Source organism: Kitasatospora sp. SC0581, assembly GCF_048159585.1.
GTDB lineage: Bacteria > Actinomycetota > Actinomycetes > Streptomycetales > Streptomycetaceae > Kitasatospora.
In genome coordinates this window covers 1-21,304 of sequence record NZ_JBLRWA010000004.1, presented here as the reverse complement: position 1 = coordinate 21,304, position 21,304 = coordinate 1, and the positions used below count along the sequence as shown (strand labels likewise).

The window sequence follows — 21,304 nt, the reverse complement described above, 5'->3', positions numbered from 1 at the left end:
GGCCTCCGCTCCGGCCCGCCGCGCTGCTCCTCGCCCACCATGCATCCCCTGTGCTCGATGACACTCCTGTGGGGAGCTACGGCCCGCATGGCCGAACCGGTTCAGCCGAAATCGGCGCGCCTCAGACCCGACCGTCCAGACCGGCTCCGCGCCGGTCACCGGCCGGGTCCCACCCCGCGCCCCTCCCGCCGATCACGTCCCTGTGTTCCGTCCGACGGCCGGCCGCCCGTGCGGGGTTCACCGGGTGGTTCAGAAGGACCAGGAGAGCGGCTCTCCGGTGTACGGGTCCAATCGCTCCTCGATGCGGCGCCGCTCCTCACGCCAGTGGACGAAGTGCGGGGACGGATCGCCCCAGAGGGAGGCGTCGCTGAGCGGACAGCGGTCGAAGCCCTCGGTGAACAGGCGGCGCAGGAACTCAGCCATCCCGCAGTCGTAGAGCTGCCAGTTCGGCGACCCGTGGCGCTCCCACACCAGGACCGGCCACTTGTCGGGGTCGTCGTCGACCGTGAGCCAGCCGAGGATGTCCGCTCCGCAGCTCACCCCCCACGCGATCACCGAGTCCGGCCCGGCCTCGACGCCGGCCGGCCCGCCCTCGGTCGACCAGAGGCTCCGCAGGATGGCGGTCTCCCCGGCCGCGCTGCCGAAGCCCGGGCCCTCGGGCGGCGCCGTGCTCGCCTCGGGGGCCAGGACACCGAACGCCTCGTCGATTCCACCGGCCCCGTACGTGGCCATGAACGCCACGTAGTCGGCGGGGAACCGGACGCCCCAGGCCTGGCCCACCGCGGCCCAGTCCACCTGCTCGTCGGCGCCGTCGTGCGGCGACATGACGGCCTTCAGCGCGGCGACGGATGCTTCCCCTGCTTCCATGACCCCTCCTGTGGTCCGGCTCCGGGACGCACCGTATCCGGCCCCACCGACAGTCAGTCGGCGGGGCCGGAGCCGACGCCCAGGGCGAGGGCGTAGCGGGAGGGGTCGGCGGGGCGGACCCGGTCGGCGGGGGCGACGGCGTCGCGGCGGGCGAGCCAGGTCCGCAGCCGCTCGGGGCTCGGGCGGACGCCGCCGATCTCGTGGAGCAGGACCCGGGCCGGGCGGCCCTCCTCCGGGTCCGCCGGCTGGACCTCGACCACCTCGAACTCCGCGCCCGGGACGAAGACCACCATGGGCGGGTCGCCCTGCTCGCCGAAGGCCGAGCTGCGGCGGCCGCCGACGGACCAGATGGCGAACTCGATCCCGACGTCCTCCCCCAGGTCCGCCTCGGGCACCGCCAGGGCGGTCACCGGGGCCCGCTCGGTCAGCACCGTGCCCGGGGTGTACGCGGCGAGGTCGCAGGCCCGCGCCGGACCGGCGACCAGCACACCGCCGTAGTACCCGGGCAGCCGCCGCAGGCCGGCGGCCAGGCAGCGCAGGTACGGGCCGTAGCGGCCGGGCTCGCCGGAGCGGGCCGCCGCGAGGAGTTCGGCGCGCGGGGCCAGGGGGCCGGAGTCGCCGGCGTGCAGCAGGAGGGCGACCAGCTCGGGCCCCTGGTCGCCGTCCTCCGCCTGGGCGCGCAGGGCGGGCAGCCGGGCGGCGACGTCCTCGGCTCGTCGGGCCAAGGGCTCGTAGGCGGAGCCGAGTTGGGCGACCAGGGCCTCGCCGTCCCCGGCGGGGGTGGCGGGCTCCGACGGCTCCGGGGCCGGGGACGGTTCCGGGGCCGGGGGCGTCGCAGCGGGCACCTCGGGCTCGGGCTCGGGATCGACTTCCGGGGCCTCGGCGACCGGCTCCTCCACCTCAGGCTCGGACAGCAACTCGGGCTCTGCTAGCGGGACTTCGGCAACCGACTCCTCCGCCTCAGGCTCCTCCGCGACGACCTCAGGGGCCAATATTGTTCCCTCATGGGCCTCCCCTGGAGCCTCCGCCGCCAACGCCCCTGCCGAAGTCGGCACCGGCTCGGAACCGAGCACGGCCACCCGCCCCTCCGCGGCCTCGACCGTCTCCTCGCCGACCCAGTCCAGCCCGTACTGCCGCGCGCAGAACCGACCCACCGCGGCCGACTGCACGTCCAACACCCCCGCCACCACGAGCGCGAGGCGTACCGGCCCGGCCGGGAGCGAGCCCAGCACCGTACCGAGGTGGTCCCAGACCGCGTCCGGAACCGGGCGGCCCGGCGTGCCCACGACCAGCACGGGCTGGGCCGGGTCCGGTCGACGCAGCCGGGGGCCCCGCTCCGGGGTCGCGGCCGGGCGCAGCCACAGTCCGGCCGCCACCGCCTCCACCTCCCAGCCGGGGAAGGCCGGGTAGCGCGCCGCCCCGAGCACCGAAGGCGGCGCGGGGAGAGCCGGAAAACGGCCCGCTCCAGGGGCCGCGGGCGGGCCGGGGAGAGCCGGGAAACGCCCCGCCCCAGGCCCCACAGCCGGGCCCGGGAAGACCGGGTAGCGCCCCGCGCCGGGCACCGGAGGCGGGCCGGGAAAGGCCGGGAAGCGGCCCGGACCGGGCCCCGCACCCGGGCCGGGGAGAACCGGAAAGCGCTCCGCCCCAGACCCCACACCCGGGCCGGGCCCGACGCGCCAGCCGACGGCGGTGACGGTGCGTTCGCGCGGGCGGGCGGACAACTCGATGAGGTACGGTTCCCAGCCCTCGCCCCCGTCCGGCGCCACGTGGACGTGCCGCACGCCGCACCCGGGCGCCCCCGGCACGCCCGACCTGGCCACCGGCACGCCGATCGCCGCCCGCACCTCCTGCCCGAGCGAGGCGGCCAGCACGGCGGCCGTCTCGATGAGTTCGAGCGGCGCGGCCCACGGCGCGCTCAGTGCGAGGTACTCCCGATGGGGCGCCTGCTCCTTCAACAGGGTCGCCGCACTGGCCAGTTGGGCACCGCTGGGCAGTGACCGGGCGGGCGCGCCGATGATCATCAGCAGCCGGTCACGCGGTGCGAAGGCCCGGTCCAGCACGGCGGGGCGGACCGGTCCCACCGCCGCGTCGGTGATCCAGTACGCCCCGCCGGCCAGCGGGGTGATGGTCGCGTCGGCGGGCCAGCGGCCGCCGAGCGGCTCCGCTCCCCCGCCGGGCCGGCAGCGCCACCACGTCCCGTCCACGGCCGGCAGGGTGCCGTCCGGCTCGACGCTGACCACCGTGTCCGGTGCGACGACGGTCAACCCGCTGCGCCGGGCGAGCAGTTCGGCGGGCCGCCGGCCGTCGGGGCCGACCGCGGCCAGTCCGGAGGCGGCCAGCACCAGCACGTCGGCGTCGCGCCCGCGCGCGGCCCGGGCGAGTTCGTCCAGCGAGGCGAGCAGGACGGGTGCCGCGTCCTCGGCGGCGGCGAGCAGCAGCAGCGCCCCCGGCTGGGCGCGTACGGGTGTCAGCGCCTCGGCCAGTCCGTCGGCCTCCGCCCCGGGCGGTGCGATCACGTAGTGCGCGCCGAGCGCCCGCAGCGTCGAGGCGCCGACCGCCTCCGGGGCCTCCACAGCGCCCATCACTCCTCCTCCGCCGGGCCCGTCGTGGCGCCCCGGGTGGTGCGCCGGGTGGGGGTGTCCGGTGCGTCGGGCTCCGCCCGCAACGCATCCGGGACCGGCCTGTTCAGCACGACCGGGTGCGCCCGCACCTGGTCGCGTCGGGACTGCATCCACTTCCTCCCGGGTTCCTCGCGGACGCGCCCGCCGCTTCGCGGACGCACCGCTGCGCGCCCACTACGGTCCTACGGCCCCCGGCACCGGCCCGGTTCAGCGGCCTCCGGACCGGATTGTCGGCCCCCTCTGCCACACTGCCCCCGGACGCACGGATTCGAAGGGGGTCCCTCATGACGGCGCTGTGGATTCCCCCGGTGTACGGGGACACCGGGGCCTCCGTCCGGCTGCTGCGTGCCTACTTCACCCGGCTGCGGGCGAAGGGCGACCACTACTACACGGGCGCCCACTTCGAGCGGCTCGCCGGCGGCGGCGACCGCCCGGAGACGGCGGACGCCTTCACCGCCGACGACCTGCTCGCGATCACCATGCTGAGCGTCTCGGTCGAGCCGCACGGAGCTGTCGAGCTGCTCACCGACCCCGACGGGCACTGGGGCCGGCTGCTGTCCGCGATCCCCCGTGACGCCCGGCTGGAGGACCCGGCCAGTGCCCCGCTGATCGCCCCCGGCGGACCGGCCGCCGAGCTGTGGGACCGGCTGGCGAACCCCCGCGCCGCGTACCCGGGCAAGCCGGACGGGGTCGGCCCCGTCGTCGCGGGCAAGCTGCTGGCCCGCAAGCGGCCGCACCTGATACCCGTCTACGACATCCGGGTGAAGGCGCTCTTCCGGCGGCCGAAGGTCGACACCACCTTCTGGTCCGCGCTGGCCGACGCCCTGCGCGCGGACGGCGGGGCGTTCCGCGCCCGGTTGGCGGAGCTCCGCACGGAGGCCGGGATCGGCGAGGACATCGGCGTGCTGCGGGTGCTGGACGTCATCGCCTGGATGCACCAGGGCGAGGCCGGGCAGGCGACGGGCTGACCCCGCGTCCCGCCACCGGGCGGACCTCCGCCGAGCGGGCGCGGGGACCAACGGCGGCGGGCGCGGAGACCGCCTCCGCGTCAGCAGTTCGTCAGCGGAGTGTCGGCAGCCGTCAATAGCCCGTCAATCCGGAGCCCGGTGCCCCCGGACGGCCCGAAGCTGGACGGACCACGCCTGCACGACCCGCAGGTAGCTCCGGAGGTGAGCCGCATGTCCGTCCTCGCTGCCTTCCATTCCGACGTCCCCGACGCGCGCCGCCACGGCCACGGCCTGCGCGGCGCCTGCGCGCGGGTGCTGGACCGGCTGGCCGCCAGCCCGCTCGACAGCACCGTGCTCGGTGCCCTGGGCGCGCCCCGGCCAGCCGCCCGTCCGGCCGGTCTGCGCGCCCGCTGGCACCCCGTGGCCCGGCCGGACGGCACCACCGCCCTCGAATCCACCTGGCACCCGGACCGCTGACCCCGCCCTCCCGCGCCCTATAGCCACCGGGCACGGCCGGACGGCCATTCGGCGCAGCGCTCCCCCGCACGGCACGGCCCCCCTCCCGGGTGCGCGCCTATCGTGGGCGAATGACCGATCGTCGGACCGCCGGGCCTGGTACGGCCCGGGTGGGCCACCTCGTCGCCGCCGCCGCGTTCGCCGTCTGCATGGCGGGCACCACGCTGCCCACCCCGCTCTACGGCCTGTACCAGGAGAAGCTCGGCTTCTCCGAGCTGACGGTGACGGTCGTGTTCGCGGTGTACGCCTTCGGTGTCATCGGCGTCCTGCTGCTGATCGGCAACGTCTCGGACTCCGTCGGGCGCCGGCCCGTGCTGCTCTGCGGGCTGGTCTGCTCGGCCGCCAGCGCCGTGGTCTTCCTGACCGCGGACAGCGTCGCCCTGCTCTGCCTGGGCCGACTGCTGTCCGGGTTCTCGGCGGGCCTGTTCACCGGCACCGGGACGGCGTACGTGCTGGAGCTCACCCCGCCCGGGCACCAGGCCCGCGCGGGCTTCGTCGCGACCGCCGCCAACATGGGCGGGCTCGGCTGCGGGCCGCTGCTGTCGGGCCTGCTCTCGCAGTACGCCCCGTACCCGCTGGTGCTGCCGTTCGTCGTGCACCTGGGGCTGCTCGCGGTCTCCTTCGCCCTCACCTGGATGCTCCCGGAGACGGTCGCCGGGGCCCGTCCGCTGCGCACGGCCCGGCCCGACCGGCCGGCGCTGCCGCCGGAGGTCCGCCGGGTGTTCGTGCCGGCCGGGATCGCCGCGTTCGCCGGCTTCTCCCTGCTGGGCCTGTTCACCTCGGTCAGTCCCGCCTTCCTCGCCACCGGTCTGGGCGTCCACAACCGCGCGGTGGTCGGCCTGGTCGTCTTCACGGCCTTCTTCGCCTCCACCCTCGGCCAGCTCCTGGTGCCCCGGCTGGGCACCGCCCGGGCGGTGCCGCTGGGCTGCCTGGTGCTGATCGCCGGGATGGCCCTGCTGGCCGCCTCGCTCGCCTGGGAGAGCCTGCCGCCGCTGGTGCTCAGCGCCCTGGCGGGCGGCGCCGGGCAGGGCATGGGCCTGCGCGGGGCGGTGGGCGAGGTGGCCGCGGCCGCTCCCCCCGAGCACCGCGGCGGCGCCCTCTCGGCGCTGTTCGTGGTCGCCTACTTCGGCATCTCGATCCCGGTCATCGGGGTGGGCCTGCTGACCGGGCCGCTCGGCCTGACCCACGCGGGCCTGGTCTTCGCCGCCTGCATGGCGGTGCTCGCCGCCGCCTCCGGCCTCTACCTGCTGCGCCAGGCGCGCGCCGCGGGCTGACCCTGCGGGCCGACCTCGCGCGCCGATCCCGCGCGCCGCCGTACGCGCCCCCCGCACGCCGACCGCGCGCGCCCGCCGCCGCCCGCCGGTACCCGCTTGCCGCCCCGGCCGGGTACCGATAGACACGAGCCAGACACCCCGCGCACCACCCGGAGGCCTCCGCCATGAGCGTGACGAGTCGGTACCTGGACGCCTGGGAGGGCTTCTGGCGCGACGCGCCCGAGGAACCGGGCGGGGTGATCTGGGACGCGGAACCGGCCCGCAGCGCCGAACGCCACCTCACGCTGCTCCGCCCGCACCTGGCGGACCCCGCGCTGCCCATCGTCGACCTGGGCTGCGGCAACGGCACCCAGACCCGCTTCCTCGCCGAGCGCTTCCCGCTCGCCCTCGGGGTCGACCTGTCCGCCGCCGCGCTGGACCTCGCCCGGCGCTGCGACCCGGCCGGGCGGGCCGAGTTCACCCGGTTGGACGCCACCGACCCCGAGGCCGTCCGGGCGCTCCACCAGCGCCTCGGCGACGCCAACGTGTACGTGCGCGGGGTGATCCACCAGAGCGAGCCGGCCGACCGCCCACGGGTGGTCGAGGCCATTCGCATCCTGCTCGGGGACCGCGGCCGGGCCTTCGTGTTCGAGCTCGCCGAGGCGGCCAAGGGCGTCCTGGGCGAGCTCGTCCACGCCCCGGACGGTCCGCCGCCGAAGCTGCGCCCGGTGTTCTCGCACGGGCTCGCCCCCGCCGAGGTCGCCGACGCGGTCTTCCCGGAGCTGTTCCGCACGGCCGGCCTCGACGTCCTCGCCACCGGCGAACTGCCGCTGGCCACCACGGAGTCCGCCGCCGACGGCACCCGGATCGAGCTGCCCGCGCACTGGCTGGTGGCCGGGCCGGGCGGTTCCGCGCCGGACTAGGCCCGGACCGCCGACGCCGCCTGCCCCTATCTCGTCCTCGGGCCGGATGTTCAGGTTGCCGCGCAGGACGTTCGCCGGGTCGTACGCCTTCTCCACGGCCGCGAGCCGGGCGTAGTCCGAGACCGAACAGCTCGTCCACCAGCACAAGTTGCTCGACGTCATCACGGTCGACAACATCATCGGCATGGACTACTTCCGTGACTCCCCGCCACGGGCTGCCGAGAGCACGTGGGGCCTGCGCATCCGGGGACCGGACGTCCTCCAGGTCCGCGACCGCCGCGCCCCGGACGCCTCGGCCCGCTTCGCCCTGGACCACCCCGACCTGGTGGCCACCTTCCGAGCCTGCCTGACCCCCACCGCCCTGGACGACCTCAGCAGTACGGGCCGTGAGGCGGTGTCCGTGCCGGCGTCCGAGGGCCTCGTACTCGTCACCCGGGGCTGGGCGGTGACGCTCCCGCCCCGCATCCGCCACTGGACCGTGCCCGACACAGGAGTTTGATACATGGGATCCTCCACGGCCGAGGAGTCGTCCATACCCCCGAAGTCCGGCCCGGCCACGACCCCGGCCGCCACCCCGGCCCCGGCCAAGGCCCCGGAATCCGTACCGCTGCGCCGACACCGGCCGCTGCTGCTGCTGGTCACGGAGCAGACGACCAGCTCGGTAGGGCGTCAGGTCACCGCGCTGGCGCTGCCGCTGCTGGCCATCGCCCACCTGCACGCCGGCCCGCTCGGCGCCTCGGCGCTGATGGCGATGACCTACCTGCCCGGCGTCCTGCTCAGCCCGCTGATCGGCGTGGCCGTCGACCGGGCCCGGCTGCGGCGGATGCTGGTAGCGGTGTCCTGGCTGCAGGTCCCCGCCATCGGCAGCGTGCCGCTCGCCGCCGCGCTGGACGGCCTGACCTGGCCACACCTGTTCGCCGCGGCCGCCGCCTCCGGGGCGCTGAACTCCGCGCAGGGCGTCGCCCTTCAGTCCTGTCTGCCCCGGGTGCTGCCCCCGGACCGCCTGCTGCCGGCCAACTCCTCGCTCACCGGGGCCCGGACCATCGGCCTGATCGGCGGGCCGGCGCTCGGCGGCATCCTGATCGGCCTGATCGACCCGGCCCCGGCGCTGCTGGTCGAGTGCGCCGCCTACCTCGTCGGCGGGGCCCTGTTCCTCGCGCTGCCGGCCGCGCTGAACCGGTCCGCGCAGGAGGCGGGCAGCGGCGCGCGCTCCCGCCTCGACGCCCTGCGGGAGGGCCTCGCGGTCATCCGGCGCGAGACCCTGCTGCGCCGCCAGGCGCTGGCCGCGGCCGGGCTCAACCTCGGCGGCGGGGCCGGCGGCGGCCTGTTCGTCCTGTACGCCGACCGGGACCTGCAGCTGTCCCCGTGGCAGCTCGGCACGGTCTACGCCGCGTACGCCGTCGGCATGGGCACCGGCGTGCTGGTCGCGACCTCGGTGACCCGGGCGCTGGGCATGGCCCGGGCCATCCGGCTGTGCGCCGTGGGCGCGGGCGCCGCCCTCTTCCTCATCCCGGCGGCCTCCCTGGGGCTGTCCTTCGCCGTGCTGGTCCTGTACCAGCTGCTGTTCGGACTGATGGCCACCATCTGGTCGATCGCCATGACCACCGGGCGCCAACTCGTCACCCCCGCCCACCTGCTGGGCCGCGTCAACGCCTTCCTCCAGGCCGTGCTGACCGCCACCCTGCCCGTCGGCGCCTTCCTCGGCGGGTGGCTCGCCTCCCGGGTCGGCATCGTGCCGGTACTGGTCGGCGCGGCGGCCGTCGCCCTCGCGGGCGCGAGCAGCCTCTGGTTCCCGCGCGACATGCTCGCGGAGATCGAGCGGGCGGCGGAGCGGAAGACCGTCCCGGAGACGCCCTGAGGCCCGTCCCGGAGAAGCCCTGACGCCCGCCCCCCGGGGCGCCGGGGCCATCCGGCTACGCCGTCCCGCCGTCCGTCCGTACCTCGGGGCGGCCGGGCTCGGCCCAGAGGGTGTGGAAGCTGCCCGGGCGGTCGGTGCGGCGGTAGGTGTGGGCGCCGAAGAAGTCGCGCTGCCCCTGGATCAGCGCGGCGGGCAGGTGCGGGCTGCGCAGGGTGTCGTAGGAGGCGAGCGCGGCGGAGAAGGCCGGCACCGGGATGCCGTGCTGGGCCGCGCCGGCCACCACCGTGCGCCAGGCCGCCTGGGCGTCGGAGACCTCGGCCGCGAACTCCTCCTCGGCGAGCAGGCTGACCAGGTCGGGGTTGGCCGCGTGGGCGGCACGGATCCGGTCGAGGAACGCGGCGCGGATGATGCACCCGCCGCGCCAGATCCTCGCCACCGCCCCCAGGTCGATGTCCCAGCCGTACTCGGCCGCGGCGTCGCGGATCATCGTCCAGCCCTGGTCGTAGGCGATGACCTTGGACGCGTAGAGGGCCTGCTCGACGTCCCGGGTGAAGCGCTCGGCCTCGTGCGGGCGCAGCTCCTGCCGGCCGCCCCCGGGCAGCGGCCGGTAGGCCGCCCGCAGCTCGGCCCGGGCGGAGGCGACCCGGGCGAAGGTGGCCTGGGCGATGGCGGTGACCGGGGAGCCGAGGTCGAGGGCGGTCTGGACGGTCCAGCGCCCGGTGCCCTTCTGCTCCGCGGCGTCCTGGACGACGTCGACGAAGGGCTCGCCGGTGGCGGCGTCGGTGTGGGCGAGCACCTCGGCGGTGATCTCGATCAGGTAGGAGTCGAGCCGCCCCTCGTTCCAGCGCCGGAAGGTCTCGGCGATCTCGGCGGGGGCGTACCCGCCGACCTCCCGCAGCAGGTGGTAGGCCTCGGCGATGAGCTGCATGTCGGCGTACTCGATGCCGTTGTGCACCATTTTCACGAAGTGCCCGGCCCCGTCGGTGCCGATGTGGGTGCAGCACGGGTCGCCGTCCACGTGGGCGCTGATCCGCTCCAGCATCGGGCCGAGGACGGCGTAGGACTCGGCGGAGCCGCCGGGCATCACCGAGGGGCCGTGCAGCGCGCCCTCCTCCCCGCCGGAGACGCCGGTCCCGACGAAGTGGATGCCGCGCTCGCGCAGCGCCCGCTCCCGGCGGCGGGTGTCGGCGAAGTGGGCGTTGCCACCGTCGATGAGCAGGTCGCCCGCCTCCAGCAGCGGGGCGAACTCCTCGATGACCTCGTCGGTGGCCCGGCCGGCCTTCACCATGATCAGCAGCCGGCGGGGGCGCTCCAGCGCGGCCACCAGCTCCTGCGGCGACCACGCCGGGACGAACGCGCCCTCGTGGCCGAACTCCTCGACCAGGGACTTGGTCCGGCCCTCGCTCCGGTTGTGCACCGCGACCGTGTAGCCGTTGCGGGCGAAGTTCCGCGCCAGGTTGCGGCCCATCACCGCGAGCCCCGTCACGCCGATCTGTGCCGATGCCTCCATGGCGGGTACGTCCTTCCTCGGGGAGTCCCCCGGCGGGGCTCGCGGGCCTGCGCCGCGGGTTCCCGGGGCGGCCGTGTCCGCCCGCCGACGCGCGCCGCGGACCCGGCCCGGCGCCACGGGCGGTCGGACTATATGCTCACCGGCCGCACCCGCCCGCCGCGCGGGGGACTCCCCCGTTCAGGTGCCCCGACCCGGCGCCCGAACCTTCCGCGACAAGCTCTATCGCACCGCCTCGACCGCTTCCGGCTCGGCCTGCGGCCGGTGCCCGGGCAGCTGCCCGGTCGGCAGGTCCCGGTGGCGGCGGATCGGGGAGCAGTAGAGGAAGAGGGCCGCCGCCGGTACGCCCGCGGTCAGGATCCACAGGGCCGGGCGCAGGCCGAGCCAGGTGCCGAGCGCGCCCCCGAGCAGGGCGCCCAGCGGCATCGTGCCGTAGTTGAGGAACGCGGAGCTCGCCACGAGCCGGCCGAGCACGGCGCTCGGGACGTAGCTCTGGACGAACCCGGACTTGATGACGTTGCCCGCCACGATGCCGATCGCCACCCCGCTGTAGGCGAGGACGATCATCAGCAGGCCCCACCCGGGGCCGGCCAGCGGGATGAGCAGGGCCAGCGCCGGCAGCACCAGCTCGAACACCAGCAGGGCGCGTCCGCTGCCCAGCCTGGCGCTGACCCGGCGCACGACGAACGCCCCCAGCACACCGCCGATTCCGCTGACCATCGCGAGGCTGCCGATCTCGCCGGAGGACAGGCCGACCTCACGGACCAGGAAGACGACCATGAGCGACTGGTACCCGGTCAGGGCGAGGTTGGACGCCGCTCCGAAGAGCGCCAGGCTCCGCAGGAAGGGGTCGCCGAAGAGCAGTCCCAGCCCCTCCCTGATCTCCTTGGCCATGGCGCCGCGCGGCCGTTGGACCCGCTCGGGCGCGGACTCCCGGTGCCGGATGGCGACCAGGCAGAGGGTCGCCAGCAGGAAGGTCGTCGTGTTGACGAGCATCCCGTTGGCGGCGCCCGCGAGTTGGATGAGCAGGCCGCCGCAGCCGAGCCCGGCGATCTGCGCCGCGGAGGCGCTGCCCTGGAGCTTGGCGTTGCCCTCGGCCTGGTCCTCCGGTTTCACCAGGTCCGGCAGGTAGGCGGTGTACGCGGTCTGGAAGAACACCGTGGCGGCGCCCGCGAGCAGGGCCACGAGCAGCAGTTGGGTCACCCCCAGCACTCCGGCCCACGCCGCGACCGGAACGCTGGCGAAGAGCGCGAAGCAGATGACGTTGGCCCAGAACATCACCTGCCTGCGCCGCAGCCGGTCCACCCAGACGCCCACCGGAAGGCCGATGACCAGCCACGGCACCCAGGGCGCCGCGCTCAGCAGGCTGACCTCGAAGGTGTCGGCGTGCAGGGTCGACACGGCGATCAGCGGAACGGCGAGGACCGTGACCGACTGGCCGAAGCGCCCCGCCGTCTCGCCTAACCAGAGGAGCCGGAAGTCCCGGTGGCGGCGGAGCAAGCCGCCACGTGTGCCGTTGCCCATTGAACGCTCCGATCTGTCGCGGTAGGAAATCCGAACTGCCCGGAGCCGCCCACTGGTTGCGTCCCCTCCGGCACCCCGCGGCCGACGCCGGCGCGGGGAGCAGGACCGCCGCGCGGCCCGTACGCCGGTCGGCGCACGGGCCGCCGGCCCCGCCGGCTAGGACCGGTCGCGCCCGCCGGCCAGCCAGGCGGCGAGAACGGGGCCGATCTGGGCGAGCTGATCGGGCCTCGTCATTTCACCATGCCGCCCGCTCACCCGGTGCACCTCGATCCGACCGGTGACGTGGGCCCGCCAGTCCTCCGGCCGCACCGGGGGGCGCGGCTCCTCCCTGGTCGCTTCGAAGAACAGCACATCGCCCCTGAACGTACGGGACTTGAAGGAGTCCAGCACCGCGATGTTCGCGAGGAAGACCCTGGCCATCGCCTCCAGCGCGGCGTCGCCGAGCAGGGCGAACGGACCGTCCGCGGCCCGCGCGGACTCCGGGTCGTGGCCGAGCGACTCCAGGAGCGCCCGGACGGCCTCCGCACCGGTCAACTCCCGGGCCGGTTCGGCCGATCCGCCGCCGCCCCCGCTCGGGAAGCTGTCCATCAGGGTGAGCGCCTCGACCTCCTCGCCCTCCTCCTGCAACCGGACGGCGAGTTCGTGCGCCACGACCCCGCCGAACGACCACCCCAGCAGCGCGTACGGGCCCTGCGGCTGGACGGAGCGGATCAGCGCCAGGTAGTCGTCGACCATGGCGTCGAGGCCGGCCGGAACGGCCTCGGGGGCCAGCAGGCCGCGGGCCTGGAGACCGTACAGGGCACGGCCGCCGTCGAGGTGGCGGAGCAGGCCCGAGTAGACCCAGCTGACGCCGGCCGCGGGGTGCACGCAGAACAGCGGCCGGGCCGCCGGGCCGCTGCTCCTGCGCAACGGCAGCAGGGTGGCGAGCGCGCCGTCCCCGTCCCCCGCGTCGTCCAAGCGGCCGGCGAGCGCGGCGACGGTGGGGGCGTCGAAGACGTCCCGGATGCCGATCTCGGCGCCGAGGGCGGTGCGGATCCGGCCGATCAGCCGGGCCGCGAGCAGCGAGTGCCCGCCCAGGAGGAAGAAGTCGTCGTCGATGCCCACCGACGGCACCCCGAGGACCTCGGCGAAGACCGCGCACAGGATCTCCTCCTGCGCCGAGCGCGCGGCCCGTCCGCCGCCTCCCGCACCGGCGACCGGCGCGGGCAGCGCCCGCTGGTCCAGCTTGCCGTGCGAGGTCATCGGCAGGTCCGCCAGCACCACGACCGCCGACGGCAGCATGTGCCGCGGCAGACGGCCCGCGGCGAAGCGCTGAAGCTCCTCCGGGTCGGCCGCCCGGTCGGCGACCGGCACCACGTAGCCCACCAGGCGCTTCTCCCCCGGCTGGTCCTCGCGCACCACCACGGCGGCCTGCGCCACCGCCTCGTGCGCCATCAGCACCGCGGCGACCTCGCCCGGCTCGATCCGGAAGCCCCGGATCTTCACCTGGTCGTCCGCGCGGCCCACGTACTCCAGGGCACCGTCGGCGCGCCACCGCACGAGGTCGCCGGTGCGGTACATCCGCTCGCCCGCCGCACCGAACGGATCCGCCACGAAGCGCTCGGCCGTCAGGCCCGGCCGGCCCAGGTAGCCGCGGGCCAGGCTCTCCCCGGCGATGTACAGCTCGCCGGGAACGCCCGGCGGGACCACCCGCAGTCGGTCGTCCAGGACGTAGAGCCGGGTGTTGCGGATCGGCCGGCCGATGACCGGCCGCTCGTACTCGCCGATCACGGCGTTCGTGCTGTACACGGTGCACTCGGTGGGACCGTACTGGTTGTTGGCGGTGACCCCGGCCCGCCGCAGAACATCCCAGAGCGCCTCGTCGACGGCCTCACCGCCGACGTCCACGATCCGCGGGCGGGAGGCGCGCTGCTCGGAGAGCATCCCCAGCTCGACCAGCTGCCGGCAGTAGGTCGGGGTCGTCTCCAGGTAGTCGATCCGCTCGCCGTCGATGTAGTCGACCAGGAGCTCCGGCGTCCGGCGCGTCTCGTCGTCCACCAGGTGCAGCTCGTGGCCGTCCAGCAGCCAGAAGAGCAGCAGCCAGCTGGCGTCGAAGGTCGTCGCCCCGATCATGGCGGCCCGCAGGGGGCGGCCGGCCGAGGCGATGTCGGCCCGGTAGACGTCCTCCCGGTGGCTGTGGACGAGGTTGGCGAGGGAGCGGTGCTCGACGAGCACGCCCTTCGGCGTCCCCGTCGACCCGGAGGTGAAGATGGCGTACGCGGCGTGCCCGGGACGCAGGGGCGCGAGCCGGTCGGCGTCCGACACGTCGGCCTCGGACCGGTGGGCCAGCTCGGCGCCCAGCGACGGCTCCGCCAGGTCCAGCAGGTGCGGCACCCGCCCGGCCAGATCGGCGAACCGCTCGGCGGTGTCCCCGCCGGTGATCACCAGGCCGGGGCGGCAGTTGTCGAGCATGTACCCGACCCGCTCGACCGGGTACTCCGGGTCGACCGGGACGTAGCAGGCCCCGGCCTTCAGGATCGCCAGCAGCGAGACGACCAGGTCCGTGCCCCGCGGGAGCAGGACGGCCACGGACTGCTCCGGCCCCACCCCGCGGTCGATCAGCAGCCGCGCCAGACGGTTCGCCCGAGCGTTGAGCTGACGGAACGTCAGAATCTCGCCCTGGAAGACGAGCGCGGTCGCGTCCGGCGTCCGCCGGGCGTGCCCCTCGAAGATCTCCGGGACCAGCCCGGTGTCCGCCGGGACGCGCGTGGTGTCGTTCCACTCGACGAGGATCCGCCGGCGCTCGGCCGGGCTCAGGATGTCGACCGCCTCGATCGACTGGTCCGGGTCCGCGACCAGGGCGGTCAGCAGCCGGAGCAGGCGGTCCGCCAGCAGGGCCATGGTGTCGCGGTCGAAGAGCTCGGTGGCGTAGTGGAGAACGGCGAGGATGCCGGAGGGGGCGCCGGCGGCGTCGCGGCTCTCGACGCAGGTGAGGTTGAGGTCGAACTTGACGGGCGGCATCCCGAAGGACTCCGGCTGGGCGGTGAGGCCCGGGAGTCGGAGGGTGCCCTCGTCGTTGTTCTGCAGGACCAGCATCACCTGGAACAGCGGATGCACGGAGCTGGAGCGAACGGGGTTCAGCTCCTCGACGAGCCGCTCGAACGGCAGGTCCTGGTGGGTGAAGGCCGCCAGGTCGGTGTCCCGGACCCGGCCCAGCAGGTCGCCGAAGCTGGGGGCGTCCGAGAGGTCCGTCCGCAGGACCAGGGTGTTCACGAAGAACCCGACCAGGTCGTCCAGCGCCTGGTCCGAACGTCCGGCGACGACGGTGCCGATGGGGATGTCCGTGCCGGCTCCGAGGCGGGACAGCAGGGCTGCCAGGGCCGCGTGCAGGACCATGAAGAGCGTCACGCCGTGCCGACGCGCCAAGGCGTCCAGTTCGGCGTGCAGCTCGGGGCCGACGTGGAACTGCAGCAGCTCACCCTCGTGCGAGGCGGTGGCGGGGCGGGGCCGGTCGAAGGGCAGAGCCACTTCCTGCGGCGAACCCCTCAGTGCTTCGGACCAGTAGGCGAGTTGCTGGTCCATGGTGTCGCCGAGCTCGTTGTGCTGCCAGAGGGTGTAGTCCGCGTACTGGACGGCCAGCGGCTCCCAGTCGGGGACGAGGCCGGCCAGGCGGGCCCGGTAGGCCGAGGCGATGCCCTGCCAGAGCGGACCGGAGGACCAGCCGTCACTGGCGATGTGGTGCAGGGTCAGGACGAGGACGGACTCGGTCGCGCCGAGGGTGAACAGGGCCACCCGCAGAGGGAGTTCGGCGGAGAGGTCGAAGGCGGTGAAGGCCTCGGCCTCGATCCGCCCCGCGGCCTCGTCCGCCGTGCACGGCTCGACCCTGAAGGGCACCTGGACGTCCTGGGCGGGCAGGACCAGCTGGCGGGGCTGGCCGTCGATCGCGGGGTAGATCGTCCGCAGGGCCTCGTGGCGGCCGACCACGTCGCCGATCGCCCCGCGCAGGGCCTCGACGTCCACCGTGCCGTGCAGGCGGAACGCGAACGGGCTGTTGTAGGTGGCAGAGGCGCCTTCGAGCTGGTCGAGGAACCACAGCCGCTGCTGGGCGAACGACAGCGGCAGCACCTCCGGACGCTCCCCCGCCACCAACGCCGGACGGGCCGGACGGCCCTCCTTCAGCTTCTCCATCACCCCGACGACGGTCGGGTTGCGGAAGAGGTCGCGGATGCCGAGCTCGGCGTTCAACGTGGTGCGGATGCGGCTGATCAGGCGCGTCGCCAGGAGCGAATGGCCGCCCAGAGCGAAGAAGTTGTCGTCGATACCCACCGACGGTACGCCGAGGACCTCGGCGAAGAACGCGCACAGGATCTCCTCCTGCGCCGTCCTCGGACCACGATGCGCCTGCACCTCCACAGCCTCGACCGCGCCGGCCCGGGCCCGCTCCGCCCGGCTGAGGAAGTACCGCTCCTGCTCGGGAGAGTCGAAGACCTCCCAGCCGGACACCGGAACCTCCGGATCCCCAACCGCCACCCCGAGCAGCCGGATCAGGCGGTCCGCCAGCAGGGTCATGGTGTCGCGGTCGAAGAGGTCGGTGCCGTAGTGAAGAACAGCGAGGATGCCGGAGGGCGCGTTGGCGGCGTCGCGGTTCTCGACGCAGGTGAGGTTGAGGTCGAACTTGGCGGGTGGCGTCCCGAAGGACTCGGGCTGGGCGGTGAGGCCCGGGAGTTGGAGGGTGCCCTCGTCGTTGTTCTGCAGGACCAGGAGCACCTGGAACAGCGGGTGCCGGCCCAGCGAACGCACCGGGTTCAACTCCTCCACCAGGCGCTCGAACGGCAGGTCCTGGTGGGTGAACGCCGCCAGGTCCGCATCCCGGACCCGGTCCAGCAGTTCGCCGAAGGTCGGCTCCGCCGAAACATCGGTCCGCAGCACCAGGGTGTTCACGAAGAACCCGACCAGGTCGTCCAGGGCCTCGTCCGAACGTCCGGCGACGACCGTACCGATGGGGATGTCCGTGCCGGCGCCCAAGCGGGACAGCAGAGCCGCCAGAGCCGCGTGCAGGACCATGAACAGCGTCACGCCGTGCCGACGCGCCAAAGCGTCCAGTTCGGCGTGCAGGCCGGGGTCGACGTGGAACTCCAGCAGCTCACCCTCGTGCGACGCGGTGGCGGGGCGGGGCCGGTCGAAGGGCAGAGCGACCTCCTGCGGCGAATCCCTCAGTGCTTCGGACCAGTAGGCGAGTTGCTGGTCCATGGTGTCGCCGAGCTCGTTGTGCTGCCACAGCGTGTAGTCCGCGTACTGGACGGCCAACGGCTCCCACTGCGGGACGAGACCGGCCAGACGGGCACGGTAGGCCGAGGCGATGCCCGACCAGAGCGGGCCCGAGGACCACCCGTCACTGGCGATGTGGTGCAGGGTCAGGACGAGGACGGATTCCCCTTCAGTGGTAGTGAACAGCACTACCCGCAAGGGAAGTTCGGTCGAGAGCTTGAAGGTGGTGAAGGCCTCGGCCTCGATCCGCTCGGCCAGCTCGTCGGCCGTGCACGGCTCGACCCTGAAGGGCACCTGGACGTCCTGGGCGGGCAGCACCAGCTGGCGGGGCTGGCCGTCGACCGCCGGGTAGACCGTCCGCAGCGCCTCGTGCCGGCCGACCACGTCGCCGATCGCCCCGCGCAGGGCCTCGACGTCCACCGCCCCGTGCAGCCGGAACGCGAACGGGCTGTTGTAGGTGGCAGTGGCGCCTTCGAGCTGGTCGAGGAACCACAGCCGCTGCTGGGCGAACGACAGCGGCAGCACCTCCGGCCGCTCACCCGCCACCAACGCCGGACGCGCCGGACGGCCCTCCTTCAGCTTCTCCATCACCCCGACCACCGTCGGGTTCCGGAAGAGGTCGCGGATGCCGAGCTCAGCGTTGAGGGTCGTGCGGATCCGGCTGATCAGGCGTGTCGCGAGAAGCGAATGGCCGCCCAGAGCGAAGAAGTTGTCATCGATACCCACCGACGGAACCCCGAGGACCTCGGCGAAGAACGCGCACAGGATCTCCTCCTGCGCCGTCCTCGGACCACGATGCCCCTGCACCTCCACAGCCTCGACCGCGCCGGCCCGCGCACGCTCCGCCCGACTGAGGAAGTACCGCTCCTGCTCAGGCGAGTCGAACACCTCCCAGCCGGACACCGGAACCTCCGGATCCCCGACCGCCACCCCGAGCAACCGCACCAACCGCTCCGCCACCAGACCCGCGGTCTCCTGGTCGAACAGATCGGTCGCGTACTGCAGAACGGCAGTGATACCGGCAGGCGCGTTGGCGGCGTCACGGTTCTCGACGCAGGTGAGGTTGAGGTCGAACTTCGCGGGCGGCGTCCCGAAGGACTCGGGCTGAGCGGTGAGGCCCGGGAGTTGGAGCGTGCCCTCGTCGTTGTTCTGCAGGACCAGCATCACCTGGAACAGCGGGTGCCGGCCCAGCGAACGCACCGGGTTCAACTCCTCCACCAGGCGCTCGAACGGCAGGTCCTGGTGCGTGAACGCCGCCAGGTCCGCATCCCGGACCCGGCCCAACAGCTCACCGAAGGTCGGCTCACCCGACACATCCGTCCGCAGGACCAGGGTGTTCACGAAGAACCCGACCAGCTCGTCCAAGGCCTCATCCGAACGCCCGGCCACCACCGTGCCGATCGGGAGGTCCGTCCCCGCACCGAGGCGCGACAGCAGAGCCGCCAGGCCCGCGTGCAGGACCATGAACAGCGTCACGCCGTGCCGACGCGCCAACGCGTCCAACTCCGCGTGCAGCTCGGGGCCGACATGGAACTCCAGCAGCTCACCCTCATGCGACGCGGCGGCAGGACGGGATCGGTCGAAGGGCAGGGCCATCTCCTGCGGCAGCTCTCCCAGCGCGTTACGCCAGTACTTCAACTGCTCGTCTAGGATCTCGCCCAGCTGGTTGTGCTGCCAGAGGGTGTAGTCCGCGTACTGGACGGCCAGCGGCTCCCACTGCGGGACCAGGCCGGCCAGACGGGCACGGTAAGCCGAGGCGATGCCCGACCAGAGCGGGCCCGAGGACCACCCGTCACTGGCGATGTGGTGCAGGGTCAGGACGAGGACGGACTCGGTCGTGCCGAGGGTGAACAGGGCTACCCGCAGCGGAAGTTCAGCGGAGAGGCTGAAAGTGGCGAAGGCCTCGGCCTCGATCCGCCCTGCGGCCTCGTCGGCCGTGCACGGCTCGACCCTGAACGGCACCTCGACCTCACTAGCCGGCAGCACCAGCTGACGGGGCTGGCCGTCGACCGCCGGGTAGATCGTCCGCAGCGCCTCGTGGCGGCCGACCACGTCGCCGATCGCCCCGCGCAGGGCCTCAACGTCCACCGCGCCGCGCAGGCGGAACGCGAACGGGCTGTTGTAGGTCGCGGAGGCGCCTTCCAGCTGGTCGAGGAACCACAGCCGCTGCTGGGCGAACGACAGCGGCAGCACCTCCGGACGCTCACCCGCCACCAACGCCGGACGCGCCGGACGGCCCTCCTTCAGCTTCTCCATCACCCCGACCACGGTCGGGTTACGGAACAGGTCGCGGATGCCCAGCTCTGCGTTCAACGTGGTACGGATGCGGCTGATCAGGCGCGTCGCCAGGAGCGAATGGCCGCCCAGAGCGAAGAAGTTGTCATCGATACCCACCGACGGAACCCCGAGGACCTCGGCGAAGAACGCGCACAGGATCTCCTCCTGCGCCGTCCTCGGACCACGATGCCCCTGCACCTCCACAGCCTCGACCGCGCCGGCCCGGGCCCGCTCCGCCCGACTGAGGAAGTACCGCTCCTGCTCCGGCGAGTCGAACACCTCCCAGCCGGACACCGGAACCTCCGGATCCCCGACCGCCACCCCGAGCAACCGCACCAACCGCTCCGCCACCAGACCCGCGGTCCCCTGGTCGAACAGATCGGTCGCATACTGCAGGACCACCGTGATACCGGCAGGCGCATTGGCGACGTCACGGTTCTCGACGCACGTCAGGTTGAGGTCGAACTTCGCGGGCGGTGTCCCGAACGGCTCCGTACTCACCACGACATCCGGGAGCTGGAGGCTGCCCTCCTCGTTGTTCTGCAGGACCAGCATCACCTGGAACAGCGGGTGCCGGCCCAGCGAACGCACCGGGTTCAACTCCTCCACCAGGCGCTCGAACGGCAGGTCCTGGTGCGTGAACGCCGCCAGGTCCGCATCCCGGACCCGGCCCAACAGCTCACCGAAGGTCGGCTCACCCGACACATCCGTCCGCAGGACCAGGGTGTTCACGAAGAACCCGACCAGCTCGTCCAAGGCCTCATCCGAACGCCCGGCGACGACCGTGCCGATCGGGAGGTCCGTCCCCGCACCCATCCGCGACAGCAGAGCCGCCAAGCCCGCGTGCAGAACCATGAACAGCGTCACACCGTGCCGACGCGCCAACGCGTCCAACTCCGCGTGCAGCTCGGGGCCGACATGGAACTCCAACAGCTCACCCTCATGCGACGCGGCGGCAGGACGGGGCCGGTCGAAGGGCAGGGCCACCTCCTGCGGCGCATCCCTCAACGCCTCGGACCAGTAGGCGAGTTGCTGGTCGAGAGCCTCCCCGAGCTGGTTGTGCTGCCAGAGGGTGTAGTCCGCGTACTGGACGGCCAGCGGCTCCCACTCCGGGGCGGCTCCGGCCAGCCGGGCCCGGTAGGCCGACGTGACCCCCTGCCAGAGCGGACCGGAGGACCAACCGTCGCTGGCGATGTGGTGCAGGGTCAGCACCAGGACCGACTCGTCCTCGCCAAGCGCGAACAGCACGACCCGCAAGGGAAGTTCGACGGAGAGGTCGAAGACGGCGAAGGCCTCGGCCTCGATCCGCCCCGCCACCTCCGAAGCCGCGCACGGCTCGACCCTGAACGGCACCTCGACCTCACCGGCCGGCAGCACCAGCTGACGGGGCTGGCCGTCGACCGCCGGATAGACCGTCCGCAGCGCCTCATGCCGCCCGACCACATCGCCGATCGCCCCACGCAGCGCCTCCACGTCCACCGATCCGTGCAGCCGGAACGCGAACGGGCTGTTGTACGTGGCGGAAGCACCTTCGAGCTGGTCCAGGAACCACAGCCGCTGCTGGGCGAACGACAGCGGCAGCACCTCCGGACGCTCACCCGCCACCAACGCCGGACGCGCCGGACGCCCCTCCTTCAGCTTCTCGGCGACGCCGACGACCGTGGAGGCGTCAAACAGATCGCGGATCCCGAGTTCGGCGCCGAAGGTACTGCGGATCCGGCTGATCAGCCGGGCCGCGAGGAGCGAGTGCCCGCCCAGCGCGAA

12 protein-coding genes and 1 pseudogene are annotated in these 21,304 nt (G+C 73.9%); 6 read left to right on the top strand and 7 right to left on the bottom strand.

Annotated features, from left to right (window positions below; translation table 11 throughout):
• Positions 1-249: 249 nt before the first annotated feature.
• Genes ACLWS4_RS09335 through ACLWS4_RS09325 form a run of 3 tightly spaced genes read right to left on the bottom strand, consistent with a single transcriptional unit; the run spans position 250 to position 3,598 of the window.
• A complete protein-coding gene (locus tag ACLWS4_RS09335; RefSeq protein ID WP_198959472.1) occupies positions 250-867 on the bottom strand; it encodes a hypothetical protein in 618 nt (205 codons plus the stop codon).
• Positions 868-920: 53 nt separating this feature from the next.
• Positions 921-3,449, bottom strand: coding sequence for a hypothetical protein (locus ACLWS4_RS09330; RefSeq protein ID WP_416873763.1), 2,529 nt, complete (start codon positions 3,447-3,449; stop codon positions 921-923).
• Positions 3,449-3,598, bottom strand: a complete 150-nt coding sequence (locus ACLWS4_RS09325; protein ID WP_158077761.1) for a hypothetical protein — start codon at positions 3,596-3,598, stop codon at positions 3,449-3,451. Before ACLWS4_RS09325 ends, ACLWS4_RS09330 begins: the two co-directional genes overlap by 1 nt.
• 174 nt (positions 3,599-3,772) lie before the next feature.
• Between ACLWS4_RS09325 and ACLWS4_RS09320 the strand changes: the two genes are divergently transcribed.
• The 6 genes from ACLWS4_RS09320 to ACLWS4_RS09295 all read left to right on the top strand — a co-directional run bounded on the left by ACLWS4_RS09320 (position 3,773) and on the right by ACLWS4_RS09295 (position 8,985).
• The gene (locus tag ACLWS4_RS09320; protein ID WP_049657380.1) at positions 3,773-4,456 is read left to right on the top strand and encodes a DUF6308 family protein; all 684 of its coding nucleotides are present in this window, start codon (positions 3,773-3,775) and stop codon (positions 4,454-4,456) included.
• Between the two features lie 210 nt (positions 4,457-4,666).
• The gene (locus tag ACLWS4_RS09315; RefSeq protein WP_416873762.1) at positions 4,667-4,912 is read left to right on the top strand and encodes a hypothetical protein; all 246 of its coding nucleotides are present in this window, start codon (positions 4,667-4,669) and stop codon (positions 4,910-4,912) included.
• A gap of 110 nt (positions 4,913-5,022) precedes the next feature.
• Positions 5,023-6,225, top strand: a complete 1,203-nt coding sequence (locus ACLWS4_RS09310; RefSeq protein WP_416873761.1) for an MFS transporter — start codon at positions 5,023-5,025, stop codon at positions 6,223-6,225.
• Between the two features lie 164 nt (positions 6,226-6,389).
• The gene (locus ACLWS4_RS09305) at positions 6,390-7,127 is read left to right on the top strand and encodes a class I SAM-dependent methyltransferase (RefSeq protein WP_416873760.1); all 738 of its coding nucleotides are present in this window, start codon (positions 6,390-6,392) and stop codon (positions 7,125-7,127) included.
• Between the two features lie 148 nt (positions 7,128-7,275).
• Positions 7,276-7,626: a DUF5825 family protein gene (locus ACLWS4_RS09300; protein WP_416873759.1), complete on the top strand. Its 351-nt coding sequence runs from the start codon at positions 7,276-7,278 to the stop codon at positions 7,624-7,626.
• Positions 7,627-7,629: 3 nt separating this feature from the next.
• On the top strand, positions 7,630-8,985 hold the full coding sequence (locus ACLWS4_RS09295) for an MFS transporter (RefSeq protein WP_416873758.1): 1,356 nt from the start codon (positions 7,630-7,632) through the stop codon (positions 8,983-8,985).
• Between the two features lie 55 nt (positions 8,986-9,040).
• Here ACLWS4_RS09295 and gndA read toward each other — a convergent pair whose 3' ends face one another.
• The 4 genes and pseudogenes from gndA to ACLWS4_RS09275 all read right to left on the bottom strand — a co-directional run.
• Positions 9,041-10,495 (bottom strand): NADP-dependent phosphogluconate dehydrogenase, encoded by a 1,455-nt coding sequence (gndA, locus tag ACLWS4_RS09290; protein WP_388046416.1) that lies wholly within the window; start codon positions 10,493-10,495, stop codon positions 9,041-9,043.
• 219 nt (positions 10,496-10,714) lie between these two features.
• Positions 10,715-12,016 carry an MFS transporter gene (locus ACLWS4_RS09285; RefSeq protein ID WP_074004955.1) on the bottom strand — a complete coding sequence of 434 codons (1,302 nt, stop codon included), beginning with the start codon at positions 12,014-12,016 and terminating at the stop codon, positions 10,715-10,717.
• A 156-nt stretch (positions 12,017-12,172) separates the two neighbouring features.
• On the bottom strand, positions 12,173-21,124 hold the full coding sequence (locus ACLWS4_RS09280) for an amino acid adenylation domain-containing protein (protein WP_416873959.1): 8,952 nt from the start codon (positions 21,122-21,124) through the stop codon (positions 12,173-12,175).
• A 69-nt stretch (positions 21,125-21,193) separates the two neighbouring features.
• A pseudogene (locus ACLWS4_RS09275) lies at positions 21,194-21,298 on the bottom strand (phosphopantetheine-binding protein); the annotation flags it as partial.
• Between the last annotated feature and the right edge of the window lie 6 nt (positions 21,299-21,304).

Bases quoted from the DNA above. Each gene is read 5' to 3' on its own strand.
- ACLWS4_RS09285 (WP_074004955.1), bottom strand. From the start codon at position 12,016: ATGGGCAACGGCACACGTGGCGGCTTGCTCCGCCGCCACCGGGACTTC.
- ACLWS4_RS09330 (WP_416873763.1), bottom strand. From the start codon at position 3,449: ATGGGCGCTGTGGAGGCCCCGGAGGCGGTCGGCGCCTCGACGCTGCGG.
- ACLWS4_RS09310 (WP_416873761.1), top strand. From the start codon at position 5,023: ATGACCGATCGTCGGACCGCCGGGCCTGGTACGGCCCGGGTGGGCCAC.
- ACLWS4_RS09325 (WP_158077761.1), bottom strand. From the start codon at position 3,598: ATGCAGTCCCGACGCGACCAGGTGCGGGCGCACCCGGTCGTGCTGAAC.
- ACLWS4_RS09320 (WP_049657380.1), top strand. From the start codon at position 3,773: ATGACGGCGCTGTGGATTCCCCCGGTGTACGGGGACACCGGGGCCTCC.
- gndA (WP_388046416.1), bottom strand. From the start codon at position 10,495: ATGGAGGCATCGGCACAGATCGGCGTGACGGGGCTCGCGGTGATGGGC.
- ACLWS4_RS09295 (WP_416873758.1), top strand. From the start codon at position 7,630: ATGGGATCCTCCACGGCCGAGGAGTCGTCCATACCCCCGAAGTCCGGC.
- ACLWS4_RS09315 (WP_416873762.1), top strand. From the start codon at position 4,667: ATGTCCGTCCTCGCTGCCTTCCATTCCGACGTCCCCGACGCGCGCCGC.
- ACLWS4_RS09335 (WP_198959472.1), bottom strand. From the start codon at position 867: ATGGAAGCAGGGGAAGCATCCGTCGCCGCGCTGAAGGCCGTCATGTCG.
- ACLWS4_RS09305 (WP_416873760.1), top strand. From the start codon at position 6,390: ATGAGCGTGACGAGTCGGTACCTGGACGCCTGGGAGGGCTTCTGGCGC.